Origin of the sequence: Pseudomonas luteola NBRC 103146, assembly GCF_002091675.1 — a bacterium.
GTDB classification, from domain to species: Bacteria; Pseudomonadota; Gammaproteobacteria; order Pseudomonadales; family Pseudomonadaceae; genus Chryseomonas; species Chryseomonas luteola.
In genome coordinates this window covers 107,673-125,706 of sequence record NZ_BDAE01000014.1, presented here as the reverse complement: position 1 = coordinate 125,706, position 18,034 = coordinate 107,673, and the positions used below count along the sequence as shown (strand labels likewise).

Below are 18,034 nucleotides of genomic sequence, written 5' to 3'. Positions count from 1 at the left end.
ACGCCCGGGCTATGGTATCGTTCACCTTTGAAAGACAGCGCTGTGGAGCTGCAATGAAATTCGTACACCAGCGCGAGCACCTTAACGAAGGTGATATGGTCGTTATCGACTGCTCGCAGACCTGCAATATTCGCCTCATGAACGACGCCAACTTTCGCAGTTTCAAAAACGGCGGTCGGCATACCTATCACGGCGGCGCGTTTGACCGGTTCCCCGCCAAGATCAAGGTTCCAAGCACAGGCTTCTGGAACATTACGCTTGATGTCGTGACGCGGCGCCCAATCAGCGTAACCCGCAAGCCGACGTTTACCCACTCCATTAAGATCGTCCGGAAATCCCCTTCCGATTTTCGTTAGGCAATGACCCTTCGCCTGCTCTGTAGCACGAGCAGGCGATTCGTGGGCTTTCGGGCCCCGGGCTCAACGATCAAACAGACTTTGAAACCAGTCCCAGATACCAAAGGAAAAGTCCGGGAAAAAGTCGATATTCAGAGCTGACTTGAGAATGTAAAGGCAGAAAGTCAGCAGAATGGAGGCGACGGTGAACCAGATCAGCATCAACGAGCCTTTGACAAAGGCCTTGGCAAATAACGAAAGCTCTGATGTTCTTTTTTGCTCGTCTGCATGGCCTTTGCCAGCCACCATTACAAAGTAGTAACGACTACGAAAGAATTTGAACGTAGTCCGGACATCGACCGGGTGTTTGCTCCAGGGGCGAGTACCGAAGGCCAGCTTCAATGAGGCCAGTTGCTCGGCGGTAAAGGTATCCCGCGTCTCGGCGGGTAGCCGCTCTTTAAGTCCCCGAATAAAGGCGTCTTGATGAATGGTCTTTTGGGTATTGACTGCGTCTTCTTTGCTGACGTAATCACTTAATCCCTGAACAAATGACTCAGGTTGTACGATTGTTTCCTGCATCGCCTTAATCCTTTTAAGTTGCGTATGCCTATCCCACGCTGCATTCCAGCGACTTCTTTAACTGCCAGATTTCTTCCTTACCATGCAGGTACTACTGCTGGGCTTTACGTTGAGCCTCCTCTTGTTCAGATATGCCCCTTCTCCATGGGGATGATGAAGCACCTTGTAACGGCACGCCTGCGTTAGCAGATGCAATACCTCGTTACGAAGAGCTACTTCACGAAATAGCATCAATGTGCCATGTAGACAAATCAATGCTATTTAGTTCATGCCAGAAACTTTATTTAGCCCATGTGCAGGCACTCACAGGCGACATGTGCGGCACGTTTTGGGAGAAATGAGACGAGGTGCCTTTTTTCAAGGCGGTTCGCAGCCTGACCTTTCTCATGAGGTCATCAGGGCTAGCCCTTCCAAGGCTTCAGGAATTCCAGCAATAGCTCATTAACGCGCTCGGCTCTCTCCTCATGGGGTAAATGACCACACTGGTCGATGGCAACGGTCTTTAGGTCTGTGGCCAGCTCTGCCCATACGGACGGCATATCGAACAACTTGCCTACTGCTTCGAAATTAGCGCCCCAGAGTGACAATGTCGGACAGCTGATTTTCACGTCCGCATCTTCATTATCCTGCGCCAGGTCTTCAGCATTAGCCCGGTAATCGGCCATGGCACCTCGGACCGCACCTGGCATTTGATAAGCGCGGACATAATGGTCAAAGGCTTCGCCCGTAATCGTCGTGGGGTCGTAGCACCAATCGGAAAAGAAATGTCGAAGCCATATGTCCTCCTTGCCTGAAATGAGACGTTCTGGAAGATCAGGCACCAGATGAAACATGAAGAACCAATAGTGCTTTGCAATGATTGCATTCATCTGGGTGGAAACGGTTCGTGTTGGAACATTGTCCATGACGACCAGACGTTCGAGCCGCTGCGGATGATCCTTGGCAAAGCGCGTAGCAACACGTGCACCGCGGTCATGGCCTACCAGAGCTATACGCTTTATCCCAAGACTATCCAACAGGGCACACAGGTCATTGGCCATGGTGCGCTTGTCATAGCCTGTCGACGGCTTTTCGGTCTCACCATAACCTCTTAGATCAGGAGCAATAACGCGATAGTGCTGCGCCAGCACCGGGATCTGTTGGCGCCAAGCGTAGGAAGTTTCAGGAAAGCCGTGCAACAGCACGACGGGCGCCCCGCTACCGGCATCCACATAATGCTGGAGAATGCCATTTGCACGCCTCTTGTGATGAGTGACTGCAACCTCTTGCATAGTGAACGCTCCAGCAGTGTTCAAAGGTATGACGTTAAGAACTGCTTTGCCCTGACATCGTTCCGATAGCATCGTCCATTGAATCAAAGGACGGCAGACAACCTCGGTCACCATGTTGCAAGGGTTGAAATGAGCAAACTAGACCATCGCCTGCGGCGTTACTTGTAAAGTGCCCGCCCTCACCCTAGAGCCTTCCCTCTTTGTTTTCTCCTTCAGCGGCACAAAACTCCATGCTTCCAGGTGACTCATCAGTCAAAAGCAGGATGCCCCTTCACCCTAAAAGGTGCATGAACGCTGGGTTGTAGCCGCATCGTCTGATCACTACTACTTTTGTAGTACAAATATAATTTCACTACAAAAAAGCATTGACGACCCTTTTAAGGTCATGCAATCTAACCCTGCTTTCGCTAGAAAGAGGCCAAAAAGGCCTTCTGGCTGCGCTCCGGGTAACCCTCGGGCCATCCTTTGTAGTAACTGCCCATAAAGCACTACATAGAGTTGTAACTGTACGGAAACGGTTAGATGACCCCAGCGGTTCGGTCAGTATCAGGTGAACGACCTGATCCAAGGTATTCGTCTTTAGCGGTATCCCTGCAGGGTGTATCACTAGAGATGTCTTGTCTGCTGTTTCGCTTCCTTCAGTCGCACTCGACGTTGAGCCCAGTGCTGCGCTTATACGCGGCACGCAGGTCACGGTAGGAAAAACTGTTCGAAAGTCATTTTCAGCCGAGAAGGATTGACCCCATGTCCGTTTATCAAAATGAAATCAATGCCATCGCAGCCTTGAGAGAAACAGCAGGCAAGAGTTGGAACGCTATCAACCCCGAATATGCCGCCCGGATGCGGATACAAAACCGCTTCAGGACCGGACTGGATATTGCGCGCTATACCGCGGCCATCATGCGCAAAGACATGGCTGAGTACGATGCCGACTCCTCGGCATATACCCAGTCCCTGGGCTGCTGGCACGGCTTTATCGGCCAGCAGAAGCTTATCTCCATCAAGAAGCATCTGAAGACCACCAACAAGCGCTACCTGTATCTGTCAGGCTGGATGATTGCGGCGTTGCGCTCGGAGTTCGGCCCACTACCGGACCAGTCCATGCACGAGAAGACGGCTGTTCCGGCTTTGATCGAGGAGCTGTATACCTTTTTGCGTCAGGCAGATGCACGCGAGCTGGGTGGCCTGTTCCGTGAGCTGGATGCTGCCCGTGCAGCCGATGAAAACGCCAAGGCTGCAGCAATCCAGCAACAGATCGACAGCTATGAAACCCATATCGTACCGATCATTGCCGATATCGATGCGGGCTTTGGTAATGCGGAAGCCACCTATTTGCTGGCCAAAAAGATGATCGAGGCCGGAGCCTGCTGTATCCAGCTGGAAAACCAGGTCTCGGATGAAAAACAGTGCGGTCACCAGGATGGAAAGGTCACGGTACCCCACGAAGATTTTCTGGCCAAGATCAATGCGGTTCGCTATGCATTCCTCGAGTTGGGAGTAGATGACGGCGTTATCGTCGCTCGCACAGACTCCCTGGGCGCCGGGCTAACCAAGCAGATTGCCGTCAGCAAGCAACCGGGCGACCTGGGCGATCAATACAACAGTTTTCTCGATTGTGAAGAGATCAGCCCTGCCGAACTGAAGAACGGAGACGTCATTCTCAACCGTGATGGAAAGCTGCTGCGTCCCAAGCGTCTGGCAAGCGGCCTGTTCCAGTTCCGTCAGGGCAGCGGGCAGGATCGCGTTGTATTGGACTGCATCACATCGCTGCAAAACGGGGCAGACCTGCTATGGATTGAAACGGAAAAGCCCCACGTTGGCCAGATCAAAAGCATGGTTGACCGCATCCGCGAGGTCGTTCCAAACGCCAAGCTGGTCTACAACAACAGTCCTTCCTTCAACTGGACGCTGAACTTCAGACAGCAGGTCTTCGACAGTCTGCAAGCCGAAGGCAAGGACGTATCGGCTTATGACCGTACCAAGTTGATGAGCGCAGAGTACGACGAGACCGAACTGGCCCGTATCGCCGATGAGAAAATTCGGACCTTCCAGCGGGACGGCTCCCGGGAAGCAGGGATATTCCATCACCTCATTACCTTGCCAACCTACCACACGGCGGCGCTGTCGACGGATAACCTGGCGAAGGGTTACTTCGCTGATGAAGGCATGCTGGCCTATGTAAAAGGCGTTCAGCGCCAGGAGATTCGCCAGGGAATCGCCTGTGTGAAGCACCAGAACATGGCCGGCTCCGATATCGGGGATGATCACAAGGAATATTTCGCAGGCGAGGCAGCCCTCAAGGCGAGCGGCAAGGACAACACCATGAACCAGTTCCATTGACGAGTAACGTTATTCCGGCCCACCCGGGCCGGTTTTACCGTAAGTGACTTGTTTACCGTTTCCTTCCGAGTACCACCGGAAGCTGTCTCACGAGGAGCCCAATCATGGATCTCAACAACCCAACCCTTGATGACTTGAAACAACTTTATGCCTCCTGCAAGGACAAAAATGATCACCACATCCTGTGGATTTGCTCATCCGGCAAGGTGCATATCGATCGGCTTCCGGCAAACGTCGACCCGGAAGCCTTCGAGAAGGAAAAACCGAACATGAAGGTTCGCTTCAAGACCTATCATCGTGGCAAAGGCTATGTTGGCAAGACCGCTGCGGCTGACGAGACGTTCATGTCACGTATGTACCGCACGCTTCTCGAACAATGGTCAAAGGCTCAAAGCAGCCCGCGTGTTCAATACATAGAAAAATACTTTTAAGACTATTCGGGCAGCCCTTGCGGTTGCTCTTCTGACATAAAAAAACCAGGGCATGCCCTGGTTTTTTTATGCTGTGGTCCGATCGAAAAAAAGCAACCTCCCTCAAGGCCGCGTAGCGACTAAAAACTCATCAAGGAGGCGGTGCCAATGCTTCAATGCCTTGCTTGGGCTTGAGGATAAATGGCTTTTCAATCATAAGAAACGTGATCGTCGAAATACCGCACACTAGCAACAGGATAAAAGGTAAAAACGCAAGGTAGCTGGTAACGCTTCCGCCGGTTACGGCAAAGCCATTGCACAGCGTAAAGACAACGTACAGAACGATGCCATGTAGCAAATAGATGCTGTAGCTGATCTCTCCCAAGGTCTTGAGGCCGCGCCGACTAAGCAGGCCAAACAGATCGTTTCCCAACGCCATGATCAGGAAAGCTATGCCCAACATGCTTACTTGCAACAACGAAAAATAGTCATCCAACCCCATGCTGATACCAATCAATACCACGGCAAGCACCGCCGCAGGTTTGCTCCTGAGCTTGGAAATCCAATGAGGACGGTGGTTTTTAACAAGCACCGGTAGGAAACCGGCCAGAAACAGAATGCCTAATGACGCATCAATAAAGTGAAAATAATGTGCAGGTATTACAGCAAGGGCGACAAGCAGAGAACCAGCCAGATACCAACCATAGCCTTGGCGATTCAAAAGAGCTGCCAATACCGGTAACAGTAAATAGAAAAACCACTCGTATTTTAGTGTCCATTGAACACCTGCCGTGATCAACCAGCTGTCTTCAAATCCATTAAAGGAGGATCCCTTGAATATTCCCCATCGTATTATTTCTTTCACCAGTTGAGGCAAACTGACCAAGTGGAATTGAGTCTGATAAAAACTGACAGCCGCTACGACTAGAACAGCAAAAACGTACAAAGGCATTATTCTTTTGACTCGAGAGCTAAAAACCCTTTTCCAGTCAATACTACTTTTGTTATAAATTTTTCCGAAAAACAGGAATCCGGTGATCATAAAGAACATAGATACGGGAACCGCGCCCATATTGTTCATGATGGTATTATCAGACCTGCCCCACTCTCCCGTTGCCTTCCAGTTATAGGTAACAAAAAAGTGGGAACATACGACCGATGTCGCCAGCAAGCCCCTGAGTGCATCCAGCGGAGAAGATCGTAAAAGCGCTTGACTTGACAGGATAGTGGTCTTGTTGAAGACATGGTCAAGTACGAAGAGCGAAATTATATACAGCGATATAATTCCAAAGGTCATCGTCATTTGGTTGAGTTCTCTTTCAATAATTCCATTTATGATCGGTCAGATAAACGCCATGACAGCCACTACGGCTCATCTGACTTCAGTTTTAACCAGACGCGCACCATGAAAGCAGTGCGATAGAGCCCTTCATCGTAAAGAAACTCACCCTGCTTAAACAATGATAGCCATTTGACCAATACATCTTGTATGCCGCAAAGATGAAGCAGCCCGCTCCCTCACCCTATCCTCTTACTCTTTTTTTAAAAGCCAAACCAACGAGAACCAATCAGCTGCTGCGCCTTATATAGTGGCAATTTGATAACTCATTAAAATCGTTGCAACCCATATTGACATCACATAGTCCTAGATATTAAGCGCACATTATTTGTAGTTTACTTTATAAATTAACCACGTAGTACATGTCGAATAATTGATCTAATTCTCAAAAAAAATTCTACTCTTTTTTGCCATGAACTAACTTAGCAGCCGTGAAAGTTCTCATCTCATCGGAGCATGTTTATTCATGGAAAGGGATTACAGAAGTGACATAGATGGTCTAAGAGCAATAGCTGTGCTGCTTGTATTACTTAACCACGTTGGGGTTTCTGGTTTTGGGGGTGGATTTATAGGGGTCGATGTCTTTTTTGTGATTTCAGGTTTTCTGATTACACAAAACATTGCCGCTCAGGCCGAACGGAGCAGTTTCAGCTTTACCCGTTTTTATTTAAACCGCATCAAGCGTTTAATGCCTGCACTGACAGTAGTCATTTTCTGCACAAGCATTGCCGCTTTTTTTGTTTTATTACCAAACGATTTGATTGGCTTTAGCCGAAGTGCATTGTTTTCCTACTTCGGACTTTCGAATTTTTACTTCTGGAAAGATACGGATGGCTACTTTTCATCCAGCAGTCACGAGGTTCCCCTGCTGCATACCTGGTCACTGGCGGTTGAAGAGCAGTACTATTTTGTCTGGCCGTTGCTATTTCTGCTCGGCTATCGCCTGTTAGGTAAACAACTGTTCAACTGGGCGATCCTTGCCGTACTGGTCGTTGCCATTGTCATCTCCGAGCTAGGCGCGCTATACAAGCCATTGTCCGCCTACTATCTCTTGCCGACACGGGCCTTTGAGCTGCTGATTGGAAGCGCTTTGGCCATGCACTGGAGAACACTGGGTAGTCCCGGCAAACACTTGTCTACCCTTGCAGGTCTGGCAGGTCTTGCTCTGATCCTGATACCGGCGTTGGTACTGGACAAGGCAAGTCCTTTCCCAGGGCTGAATGCACTCTGGCCATGCCTGGGAGCAGCATTACTTATCTGGTCCGGCGGTCATCATCGTACCGTAGCGTCTCAGTTGTTGTCGTTGCGGCCGCTGGTGTTCATTGGCCTGATTTCCTATTCCTTGTATCTATGGCACTGGCCGCTGATCGCTTTTCATAACTATGTTCATGGAAAGATTACGGCGACAGATCAGATCATGCTGGTCAGCGTTTCCCTTGCGCTGGCATACCTCAGTTGGCGCTTCGTGGAGCAGCCTTTCCGTACTCAGATCAAATTCAAGCCGCAAAACACCTTCGCGTTTCTTTATCTCTTGCCGGTCCTGATGACAACGTCATTTCTAGTGGTAGCTGCCAAGCTGGAAGGCTTTGCGTCCAGGTACGACAGTACGCTCCTGACAATGGATAAAAACGTCAAGGAAGTTTTCCCCAAGCTAAGGGCAGGATGTTTCAACGGCGCGGACCTGTTGAATCCGTTATCTGCAGATCAGTGCAAACTTGGTGTTCAGGACAAGAAAGAAGTAGATGTTCTGCTGGTAGGTGATTCGCACGCCGGGGCAATTACCGGCATGATCGATGTCATGCTCAAGGAGGCTAATCTTCGCGGATACGATATAACCCGCTCCAATACCATCTACCTGCCAGGTGTGGCAGGTGTTCATGTGAACCCACGTCGCAATCACGTCGACAAGTCGATTGAGCTGACCTCCCCGGTCATTAGTAACCTGATTGAAAAGAGTCAGTTCAAGTATGTGATTCTGTCCGGGCGTTGGGCCATGTATCTGTATGGCTTGAACGAGCCGGGGATGACGGATTTCTACCGCATCCGCCCCGACGCGCCCAGTGACGACTTTATCGCCATGAACACGCTGCAGACCGGTCTTCAAAACGCAGTGGCCAAGGTTGTGGCGTCTGGTGCTACGCCTGTCATTATCGAGGATGTTCCAGAAATGGGCGAAGACCTGCACCGCTGCGATATCAAGAAGCTGGCCTTCGAACTGGATGGCGACTGCTCTATTCCAGTCGTTGCGGTGAATGAGCGGCAAAAGGACTTCGACACGATTATCGATAACCTGAGCAAGGTACATCCAGGCATTGTTGTGATCGACCCGAAAAGGGTGATCTGTGATACCGAACGCTGCTACTCGTCGCTCGAGAATGTACCGCTCTATATGGATGGGGACCACTTGAACACGGTCGGCTCCTCACTCATTGGGCGCAAATACATCACGGCTTATGGCAATCCGTTCAAGGTGCCTCAAGGTCTGCTGCAGACATCCAACGCTGCGAGCAGTCAATCCAGTACCGTTATACGATAGAAAGAAGATGGCCCGCCCAAACGGCGGGCCACATCAGACACTATCCTTAAAGCTGATTACCTGTTTTTAGCACCGATACTGTCTTGGTCAGTAGCACTCTTAAATAGGCTGGTATTATTGACTTCTAATGCCCTAGAAGTAGTTATCAAGTCTCGCTTAGCGCCGCTACCCGGTTTTTAAATCAGATAAGCTCAAAGCAAATAATGCGGGAAGGTGTAGGCATACGCAGCTCGCAGGGTCAAAGTTTCGCCTAGCCATGCGCAGCGTGTCGAACACACCAATAAAACGAAACGGGTATTGGACGCAATCAGCCAGAGCACGGCGTGCAACGACACGAATACCAGGCGCTCTCCCCTTACTGTTCGCCCTGAAATTCATCCAGCTGTATCTATAGTTACAAGGTGTTACCACCTAAGGTACAAACCATGGGGCCAGTCAGGGATGCCAGACCGGCTTTATTTCGCAGCCTGCGGCTGCCTCATCTGGATAACGGGTTGCACATGTCCCCTAAGGATCTGCTTCTAGCCCTGGTCGTCATTGTGGCGTGGGGGCTTAATTTCGTGGTGATCAAGATCGGACTGCATGGCGTACCTCCCATGCTGCTTGGCGCGCTGCGCTTTACCCTGGCTGCCTTACCGGCAGTTTTCTTCGTCAAGCGACCCGCCATTTCATGGAAATGGTTGCTGGCCTACGGCGCCACCATTTCATTGGGCCAATTTTCCTTTCTGTTTTCGGCCATGTATGTGGGTATGCCGGCAGGCCTTGCCTCTCTGGTACTCCAAGCTCAGGCATTTTTTACGTTGCTGATGGCCGTTCTTTTTCTGGGCGAGCGCTTCCGCCCCCAGAACCTCATCGGCCTTATCATTGCTGCAGGTGGGCTGATTTTCATTGGGATGGAAAGTGGCGGTAACCTGAGCGTATTGGGATTTGTCCTCACCCTCTGCGCGGCCGCCATGTGGGGGATGGGAAATATCGTCACCAAGCGTATTGGTCAGGTCGATATGCTGGGACTGGTCGTATGGGGCAGCATTGTTCCACCGATCCCCTTTTACCTACTGTCGTACTGGCTTGAAGGTCCTGACCGGATAGTAAGCGCCCTGCAAGGGATCAGCACGTCATCGATTCTGGCGGTCATTTATCTGGCCTTCATTGCAACCTTGCTGGGCTACTGCCTGTGGAGCCGTCTGCTCTCGCGTTATCCGGCAAGCCAGGTTGCACCGTTTTCGCTGCTGGTGCCGATTATCGGTATCGCTTCGGCAGCTGTATTTCTGGATGAGCAGCTCACGTCCTTCCAGCTGGTCGGTGCCCTGCTGGTCATGGGGGGCCTAGCAGTCAATGTGTTTGGTGGCCGTCTGTTTGCACCGCGGCAACGTGTATTGAACTGACACACCTGTTCCTGCTGTTTTCTTTAGCGAGCCGTCCTCCAGCGGTTCGCTTTTTTTTGTAAAAACCCGTAAATCCGGCAACAGTTAAACGCACCTTCCGCCGATACCTTTTCATCAAACTGCCACTTATGGCATTGCTGGAAAGGTTTCATGTTCAAACGTTCGAAAGCCACCAGCCAACGTACTCATCGAGTCGTATGGCCCTTCATCTTTATCGTCTGCCTGCAGGCGCTGGTGGCTGTTGCCAGTCTGAATCTGCTGTCGACTGTCAGAGGCTATGTGACGGCTGAGAGCTTATGGAGCAAAAGCCTGGGCAACGCCATGCTGGCGTTGAACACTTACATCGATACGGGCGAGCCGAGCCACTACCAGATGTTTCTGGACTACTTCAAGGTCAATCAGCTCGATCGGCAGGCGCGTGACCTGCTAGCGGCACGTGGCAATCCTGAAGAGGCTTATAGACTGCTGGTTGCGGCGGGCAATCACCCTGCTGACATGCCGGGTATGATCCGCCTGTTTCGCTGGGCTCATACTGTCGATCCACTTCGGCAAGTTATCAATCATTGGCATGTGACCGATCCTCATATGGATGAGCTTCAGGCTTTGGCTCAAACGGTATACGCCCGCTCAGCGGACGCGTCGCTGCGAGACCGTGAGCACTGGAAGCAACAATTGCTCATGCTGCATAACCGTATGCTGCCGGAAACCATTGCCTTTTCTCGTGTGCTAGGGGAAGCCTCACGTCACTTCATTCACGTCCTGCTTCTCATCAATTTGGGAACTGCTCTGCTGCTGGTGGGCCTGACGACCTGGCGGATGCATACGCTAGTCATGCAGCGCCGCGCGTTCGAGCGGGCACTTCAAAAAGAGAAAGAACGGGCACAGATTATCCTCGCCTCTATCGTCGATGCCGTTATGGCAGTCAATGCCAATGGGCGTCTGGAATATCTCAATCCGGCCGCGGCGCGCCTGATTGGTCATACAGCGGAAGCGGCTGTAGGAAAGCCTGTCGATGCGCTACTGGATATCCAGACTGAAGACAGTGGCTCCTTAGTCCCAGCGCCTGTCAGCACTCGGCTATTTGCAGGCGAATGGCAATCCAGCGACGTAACCACGCACTACACCTTGCGCAGCAGTAACGGCAAGTCACTTCCCGTTGCCCTTGCCAGCGCTCCATTGGGACAGGTGAATGGACAGGCGGGCGCTGTCCTGGTGTTGCATGACCGGACTCGCGAACGGGAATACCTTGATCAGCTGGCATGGCAGGCCGCTCACGATCCTTTGACAGGGTTGCTTAACCGACGCGAGTTCGAGCGGCGGCTAACACTGCTGCTGGAAAACACACAGGACAAGCACGCGTCTCTGCTTTTTTTCGATGTAGACCAGTTCAAGATCGTCAATGACACCACCGGCCACTTTCAGGGCGACCGCCTGCTGCTGCAGCTCTGCACCTCCCTTCAAAGCCTCTTGGATGCCAACGACACGTTGGCAAGACTGGGAGGTGATGAGTTTGGTGTATTGCTGGAAAACTGCACCCCTGAGGCTGCCGAGTCCCTTGCCGAGCGCTTGCGGCTGCTGGCCCGCAGTCAGGACTTCCAGGCAGCAGGCCAATCCTTCAAGGTGGGCCTGAGCATCGGTATCGTCCATCTGGGCGGCCGGGAACTCAGTAGTGAAGATGCCCTACGCATGGCGGATCTTGCCTGCTATGCCGCCAAGGACAAAGGCCGCAACCGGATCCAGGTCTACACCTATGATGATAAGGAAATGACCCAGCGTCAGGGCGAAATGACCTGGGTGCAGCGAATTCACAAGGCGCTGGATGAGAATCGCTTCTGTCTTTACGCGCAGCCTATCTATGGAGTTGGCCCACAGACTGCACATGATCGCCATGTCGAGGTCCTGCTCCGGCTTCACGATGAACAAGGCACGCTGATAGGCCCGTTCGCGTTCATTCCTGCTGCCGAACGCTACGGCCTCATGGGATTATTGGATCGCTGGGTCATCAACGAGGCCTTTGCTATCTGCGCCACCTTGCCGCCGGAGCTGTTACGCGTATGCGCTATTAATCTGTCAGGCTCGTCATTGGGCGATATGTCCCTGATTGATTACATTCAGGATCGTTTGGCCCTGCACGCAGTTGCGCCCAACCGGATCTGCTTTGAAATTACCGAAACCCACGCCATAGCCAACCTCAATGCCGCACGTACGTTTATCGAGACCCTAAGAGAGTTGGGTTTTCGCTTCTCTCTAGATGATTTTGGCGCAGGGATGTCTTCGTTCACATACCTCAAACATTTGCCGGTGGACTATCTCAAGATCGATGGCAGCTTTGTGAAAAACCTGCTGGAAGATCCGGTCGACCGAGCCACTGTTGATGTGATCAATCGTTTGGGTCATCTCACCGGCAAACGCACCATTGCCGAATTTGCAGAGACTTCCGCCATTATCGAGGCCTTGAAAGTGCTCGGGGTGGATTATGTACAGGGTTATGCCGTCTCCCACCCTCAGCCATTCACCCGTCAGATATGCGCTCAATGGGCTACCGAACTATGGGCGCCTGAGGAGCCTCAGGCAGACACAAAGCCTGTTCATTTCAACTGAATCTCTCACTGCCCCAACGGATCGGTTGGGGCACGTTGACTTTTAATCCCCTTCAGATGCGTGGTTACACTTATAGACTGGCTGCGTAGCTCGGCCTAACTGATCTCGCTACCGTAAAAGGCACAGCTGGAGAGGCATTGATTCGTCCTAAACGATCCTGTATTGTTATGTTATAACATTTATAGGTTATTTCTTATGAACGAGCATGAGCTCATGGCACAACCTGTAGAAGCCTATATGAGTGAAGCCCAACAGGCTTTTTTCAAACAGCGGCTGGAGACCGAACGGAAAGAGTTGTCTCGCCAGATCGATGCTGAATTCCAGGCCCTACGAACGCTTGAGTATTCTGCAGATGCCGCGGACATCGCCACCCGGGAAGAGCAGCAGCAATGGCAGCTACGCCAACTGGAGCGCCAGAAAAAGCTGATCGACAAGATCGACGCCGCTCTCGATCGCTTGGCTCAAGGTACCTACGGCTGGTGCGAGGAAACGGGTGAGCCTATAGGCCTTGGCCGACTCCTGCTACGCCCGACGGCCACCCTTTGTATCGAAGCCAAGCAACGACAGGAACAACGTGAACGCCATGTCCGCCAGGATTGATCCCTCCCCTTCTCTTTCTTCATTGCCTGTAACGGTACTGTCCGGCTTTCTGGGTGCCGGCAAGAGCAACTTGCTGAACCATATCCTTAAAAACCGTGAAAACCGGCGGGTTGCGGTCATCGTTAACGACATGAGCGAAGTCAATATCGACGGAAGCGAAGTGCAACGTGACGTCAGCCTCAATCGCGCGGAAGAAAAACTGATCGAAATGAGCAACGGCTGCATCTGTTGCACGCTGCGTGAAGACCTGCTTGAAGAAGTCAGCCGCTTGGCACGTGAAGGCCGCTTCGACTACCTGCTCATCGAGTCGACTGGCATTTCCGAGCCGCTTCCGGTTGCCGAGACGTTTACCTTTCGAGACGAACAGGGTACCAGTCTTGCCGATCTCGCACGGCTCGACACATTGGTCACCGTTGTAGATGGTGTCAACTTTCTGCAGGATTACCAGAATGCCGACAGCCTGGCTTCGCGCGGTGAGACGTTGGGTGACGATGATGAGCGCTCCATTACCGACTTGCTAATTGAGCAGGTAGAGTTTGCAGACGTCATTCTGATCAGCAAGATAGACCTGATCAGCCAGGCCGAACGCGAAGAACTCGTTGCGATTCTGAAGCGACTCAATACCCATGCCCGTATTCATTCAATGGTAATGGGTGACGTCCCACTGGACATGATTCTCAACACCGGCCTTTTCGATTTTGAACGCGCCGCACATGCGCCGGGCTGGCTCAAGGAAATGCGTGGCGAGCATATTCCTGAAACGCAGGAGTATGGCATTGCCTCTACGTCCTATAAGGCACGCCGCCCCTTTCATCCCCAACGTTTCTTCGACTTTTTGAATCAGGATTGGCATAACGGCCGACTGCTTCGCTCCAAAGGATACTTCTGGCTGGCCTCCAAGCCAGAAGTAGCCGGTAGCTGGTCTCAGGCGGGAGGGCTCATGCGCCATGGCCCGGCGGGCCAATGGTGGCGCTTCGTCCCTAAAACGTCCTGGCCTCAGGATGAAGAAAGCCTGGAGAGCATCATGGCTTGCTGGAACCCGGAGGTAGGCGACTGCCGCCAGGAACTCGTGTTTATCGGTCAGAATGTGGACTTCAACCTATTGAAGAATGAGCTTGACTGTTGCCTGCTAACCGATCAGGAGTTTGCACTAGGGTCGCACGTCTGGCGTACCTGGCCCGATCCTTTTGGGGACTGGACAGACGATCAGGCAACCAACTGATCGGACACCACAGTAGATTGTAGAAGCGTGCTTCGCTCTTTCATGCCGAGCATTACTTGGTCGCACCGTTGTGAATGAGTGTAGAACCTGCCTTAAACCCTTTACGTTATTCAGGCTCAAGCATGGATAGCGGCTTGAGGGTTATCATGGGCGTTTAATGGGACGTGTCATCCCTTACAAGGAATATCATGCGGTTTGCTTGTGTTAAATCGGCGATGCCTGCTCGTCGACTCATTCCACTGCTGGGATTACTTCTGGTATCAGTCACCTCATTTACCAGCGTTGCCTTGGCTGAAAACCATACGACCTATCCGCTTACCGTGAACAATTGCGGACATACACTGACCTTTGCGGATTCGCCCAAGCGAGCCGTTACGCTGGGACAGGCCAGTACAGAGTTGTTGCTCTCACTGGGCCTGGCTGATCGTATGGTGGGAACAGGCATCTGGTTCGGTCCGATTCAGCCCACCCTCAAGGCCGATAACGATAAGATTCCTCGGCTTGCTGATAACGCACCCAGCTTTGAAGCGGTCGCCAACACATCGCCGGATTTCGTCGCTGCGCAATACACCTACCATGTTGGTCCGAATGGCGAAGTGGCCACGTTCGAACAGCTGGCGTCACTGGGTATCCCTGCCTATATAGCGCCGAGCGATTGCGAGGGGAAAGAGGTAACGGCTACGTCCAATGCCGACGGTAGCCGCACCAAACCGTTCACGCTCGATCTAATAGCTCAGGAAATCCACGAGCTTGCACGTATTTTTGATGTCCAGGCGCGCGGGGATGCCCTGGCCCATCAGTTGGATGAGCGCTTGAAGCAGGCTATTGCCCAAGCCGGGCAACACAAGCATATGCCTCAGTCGGTCGTGTACTGGTTTTCCAGCTCACGCCTGGAAGGTGATCCATGGGTAGCCGGTCAGCAGGGTGTCCCGGCGTATATTTCAGAGGTGCTCGGCCTGAATAACGTTACCCAGAGCAACGATGAATGGCCCAGCGTCAGCTGGGAGCAGATTGCCGCCCAGGATCCGGATCTGCTTGTCATCACGCGGATGGAGAGACGCCTCTATCCGGCAGACGATGTGGAGAAAAAACTTGCCTTTCTTCGCAGCGATCCCGTAACACGTCAGCTCAAGGCCGTCCGGAATAATCAGATTATCGTTGTGGATGCGCAGTCACTTAATCCTTCGATGCGCGTTCTGGACGGTATCGAGGCGATTTCCAGTGCTCTGGAAACGTCTCACTCCAGGCCAGTCCAATGATACAACCGCTGTCCAATGATCGCGGCAGGCCCTGGCGCCTGCTGTTTGCGTTGCTGTCACTGGTTTCGCTGGGCGTTTCGATATTAATGGCGGCATCGCTGGGAGAAATGCAGATTCCCTTCGATATTACGCTGAAGGCCATCCTCAATGGGCTGGGCTGGGGAGACTATGTACTTAACCCAATTCAGCAAGGCATTGTCTGGGAATATCGACTGAGCCGCGCTCTGGTCGCTGCATCCTGCGGTGCCGGGTTGGCATTATGCGGTGCGATTCTGCAAGCTCTCCTACGCAATGCGCTGGCCGAACCCTACGTGCTGGGCATTTCGGCGGGTGCGTCTACCGGAGCGGTTGTCGTTATGTTGCTGGGCATAGGTGCCGGCACCCTAAGTCTCTCAGTTGGGGCATTCCTAGGTGCAGTGCTGGCCTTCGTACTGGTTCTGCTTCTGGCAGCAAAGCTCAACAGTGGACCGACCCGCATTTTGCTGGCAGGCGTAGCAGGCTCCCAGCTTTTCAACGCCCTGACGGCGTATATCGTGTCGACGTCCGCCAACGCCGAGCAGGCTCGAAGCGTGATGTTCTGGCTCCTGGGGAGTCTGGGCGGTATCCGCTGGCCGGACGTCACCCTGGCCGTGGGTGCGGTCGGCATTGGCCTCGTGGCCTGCCTGTTTTTCGCCCGTACGCTGGATGCGTTCTCGTTTGGTGAAGAAACCGCAGCCTCTCTGGGTGTTCCGGTAATCGCCGTGCGCCTGATTCTTTTTGCGCTGACAGCACTGATTACCGCTACGATGGTCAGCCTTGTAGGCGCGGTAGGGTTTGTAGGCCTGGTCATTCCCCATGCCGCACGCTTTCTGGTAGGTCCGTCGCACACTCGACTTCTGCCCGCATCCATTTTGCTGGGTGCCAATTTTCTCGTGCTGGCGGATATCGTCTCTCGCATACTGGTTCCCCATCAGGTCCTGCCTATCGGGGTCGTGACCGCGCTGGTAGGTGCGCCGGCCTTTGCGCTGATCCTGTATCGTACGAGGACATCACCATGACCCTGGCTGCACATCGCGTCTCCTGGTCGGTGAGTCGTCGCCTGCTGGTGGATGGCGTAACGCTGGAAATTCCCAAGGGAGGCGTCATAGGTCTGATCGGCCCTAATGGGTCGGGAAAATCTTCGCTGCTCCGGTTGCTGGCAGGCTTGCGCACCCCTACGGACGGCAGCGTCACGCTGGATAACGACCCGGTAAGCCGCCTGCCTCGCCGTACGGTGGCGCGGCGAATCGCTATGGTCGAGCAGCACGCTTCGACCGAGGCTGACCTATCGGTCCTGGAAACGGTACGTCTGGGCAGAACGCCTCACCGAACGGTACTCTCGCCCTGGACAGCCAGGGATGACCAAGTGGTGGAGCAAGCGCTACAGCATGTTGGCATGCACAACAGCCGGCATCAGCGTTGGCACACGCTTTCCGGTGGTGAGCGCCAGCGGGTACAGATTGCGCGCGCCCTGGCCCAGGAGCCAACCGAACTGTTGCTGGACGAGCCGACCAACCATCTGGATATCCAGCATCAGCTCGAGCTGCTTTCACTGATTCACCGCCTTCCACTGACCTGCGTCCTGGCCATCCATGATCTGAACCTGGCGGCTATGTTTTGCGATACGCTGGCCGTTCTACACAAAGGCCGCTGCATTGCCTCAGGACGGCCGCAGGAGGTGCTTACGGCAGAGCTTATCCATTCGGTGTATGGCGTCAGAGCAGAGGTAGCCCCCTCCGCCTATCACGGAAGACTGCATATTCAATACCTGATATGAGTCGCGCCACGTCTCAAGTATCGAGGGGCCGGAATAACGCCTGCCTGTCAGCCCGAACCATAGCCAGTTTCAACAGCCATCTCACCCTGTGTATGTCTTCTTTATCCGACTGATACAGCCAGTACCGTCACCATCGCCAACCCAATCGGCAATGCTTCCTTACTAGATCGCTTGTAAAAATTACGTGAAAAAAATGTTTAACCTTTGTGGATGATTCTGAAAATGGGATCTTTTTGAGTGAAAGGAATCACACTCTCAAAATCATATTGGCTTTGAAAGGAACTAACCCCATTTTTGTCCCCCAATGCAATTCATGTTTGGGCAACTGCCTGCTGTGTTTGCATCGCAGGGCTAGCAGTGTC

The 18,034-nt window shown here is 52.8% G+C and carries 14 protein-coding genes; 11 read left to right on the top strand and 3 right to left on the bottom strand.

Going from position 1 to position 18,034, the window contains the following annotated elements; all coding sequences use genetic code 11:
* The first annotated feature begins 53 nt into the window (after nt 1–53).
* Complete coding sequence (locus PLU01S_RS15795; RefSeq protein ID WP_010798968.1) at nt 54–356, top strand: DUF1883 domain-containing protein; 303 nt, start codon at nt 54–56, stop codon at nt 354–356.
* Between the two features lie 63 nt (nt 357–419).
* On the opposite strand, the gene PLU01S_RS15790 is transcribed toward PLU01S_RS15795, so the two are convergent.
* Both PLU01S_RS15790 and PLU01S_RS15785 read right to left on the bottom strand, forming a co-directional pair.
* Entirely contained in the window at nt 420–914 is a 495-nt protein-coding gene (locus PLU01S_RS15790; RefSeq protein WP_010798967.1) for a hypothetical protein, read from the bottom strand.
* Nucleotides 915–1,315: 401 nt separating this feature from the next.
* Entirely contained in the window at nt 1,316–2,185 is an 870-nt protein-coding gene (locus PLU01S_RS15785) for an alpha/beta fold hydrolase (RefSeq protein WP_074828288.1), read from the bottom strand.
* A 744-nt stretch (nt 2,186–2,929) separates the two neighbouring features.
* Here PLU01S_RS15785 and PLU01S_RS15780 point away from each other — a divergent pair.
* Both PLU01S_RS15780 and PLU01S_RS15775 read left to right on the top strand, forming a co-directional pair.
* Nucleotides 2,930–4,525: an isocitrate lyase gene (locus PLU01S_RS15780; protein WP_010798965.1), complete on the top strand. Its 1,596-nt coding sequence runs from the start codon at nt 2,930–2,932 to the stop codon at nt 4,523–4,525.
* Between the two features lie 104 nt (nt 4,526–4,629).
* Complete coding sequence (locus PLU01S_RS15775; RefSeq protein ID WP_010798964.1) at nt 4,630–4,956, top strand: hypothetical protein; 327 nt, start codon at nt 4,630–4,632, stop codon at nt 4,954–4,956.
* Between the two features lie 130 nt (nt 4,957–5,086).
* Here the strand turns inward: PLU01S_RS15775 and PLU01S_RS15770 are convergent, their stop codons facing one another.
* Nucleotides 5,087–6,238 carry an acyltransferase family protein gene (locus PLU01S_RS15770; RefSeq protein WP_074828291.1) on the bottom strand — a complete coding sequence of 384 codons (1,152 nt, stop codon included), beginning with the start codon at nt 6,236–6,238 and terminating at the stop codon, nt 5,087–5,089.
* A 502-nt stretch (nt 6,239–6,740) separates the two neighbouring features.
* Here PLU01S_RS15770 and PLU01S_RS15765 point away from each other — a divergent pair.
* The 8 genes from PLU01S_RS15765 (at nt 6,741) to PLU01S_RS15730 (ending at nt 17,672) form a co-directional block, all read left to right on the top strand.
* Nucleotides 6,741–8,810, top strand: a complete 2,070-nt coding sequence (locus PLU01S_RS15765; protein WP_074828294.1) for an acyltransferase family protein — start codon at nt 6,741–6,743, stop codon at nt 8,808–8,810.
* A gap of 500 nt (nt 8,811–9,310) precedes the next feature.
* Complete coding sequence (locus tag PLU01S_RS15760; RefSeq protein WP_074828577.1) at nt 9,311–10,195, top strand: EamA family transporter; 885 nt, start codon at nt 9,311–9,313, stop codon at nt 10,193–10,195.
* A gap of 150 nt (nt 10,196–10,345) precedes the next feature.
* Entirely contained in the window at nt 10,346–12,796 is a 2,451-nt protein-coding gene (locus PLU01S_RS15755; protein ID WP_074828298.1) for an EAL domain-containing protein, read from the top strand.
* Nucleotides 12,797–12,991: 195 nt separating this feature from the next.
* Entirely contained in the window at nt 12,992–13,396 is a 405-nt protein-coding gene (gene dksA / locus PLU01S_RS15750; protein WP_074828302.1) for an RNA polymerase-binding protein DksA, read from the top strand.
* Complete coding sequence (gene zigA, locus PLU01S_RS15745; RefSeq protein WP_074828305.1) at nt 13,380–14,618, top strand: zinc metallochaperone GTPase ZigA; 1,239 nt, start codon at nt 13,380–13,382, stop codon at nt 14,616–14,618. Before dksA ends, zigA begins: the two co-directional genes overlap by 17 nt.
* A 188-nt stretch (nt 14,619–14,806) precedes the next feature.
* Nucleotides 14,807–15,877: an ABC transporter substrate-binding protein gene (locus PLU01S_RS15740; protein WP_233432214.1), complete on the top strand. Its 1,071-nt coding sequence runs from the start codon at nt 14,807–14,809 to the stop codon at nt 15,875–15,877.
* On the top strand, nt 15,874–16,914 hold the full coding sequence (locus PLU01S_RS15735) for a FecCD family ABC transporter permease (protein ID WP_074828310.1): 1,041 nt from the start codon (nt 15,874–15,876) through the stop codon (nt 16,912–16,914). The genes PLU01S_RS15740 and PLU01S_RS15735 overlap by 4 nt, the downstream gene beginning before the upstream one ends.
* A complete protein-coding gene (locus PLU01S_RS15730) occupies nt 16,911–17,672 on the top strand; it encodes an ABC transporter ATP-binding protein (RefSeq protein WP_010798953.1) in 762 nt (253 codons plus the stop codon). The genes PLU01S_RS15735 and PLU01S_RS15730 overlap by 4 nt, the downstream gene beginning before the upstream one ends.
* Nucleotides 17,673–18,034: the final 362 nt, after the last annotated feature.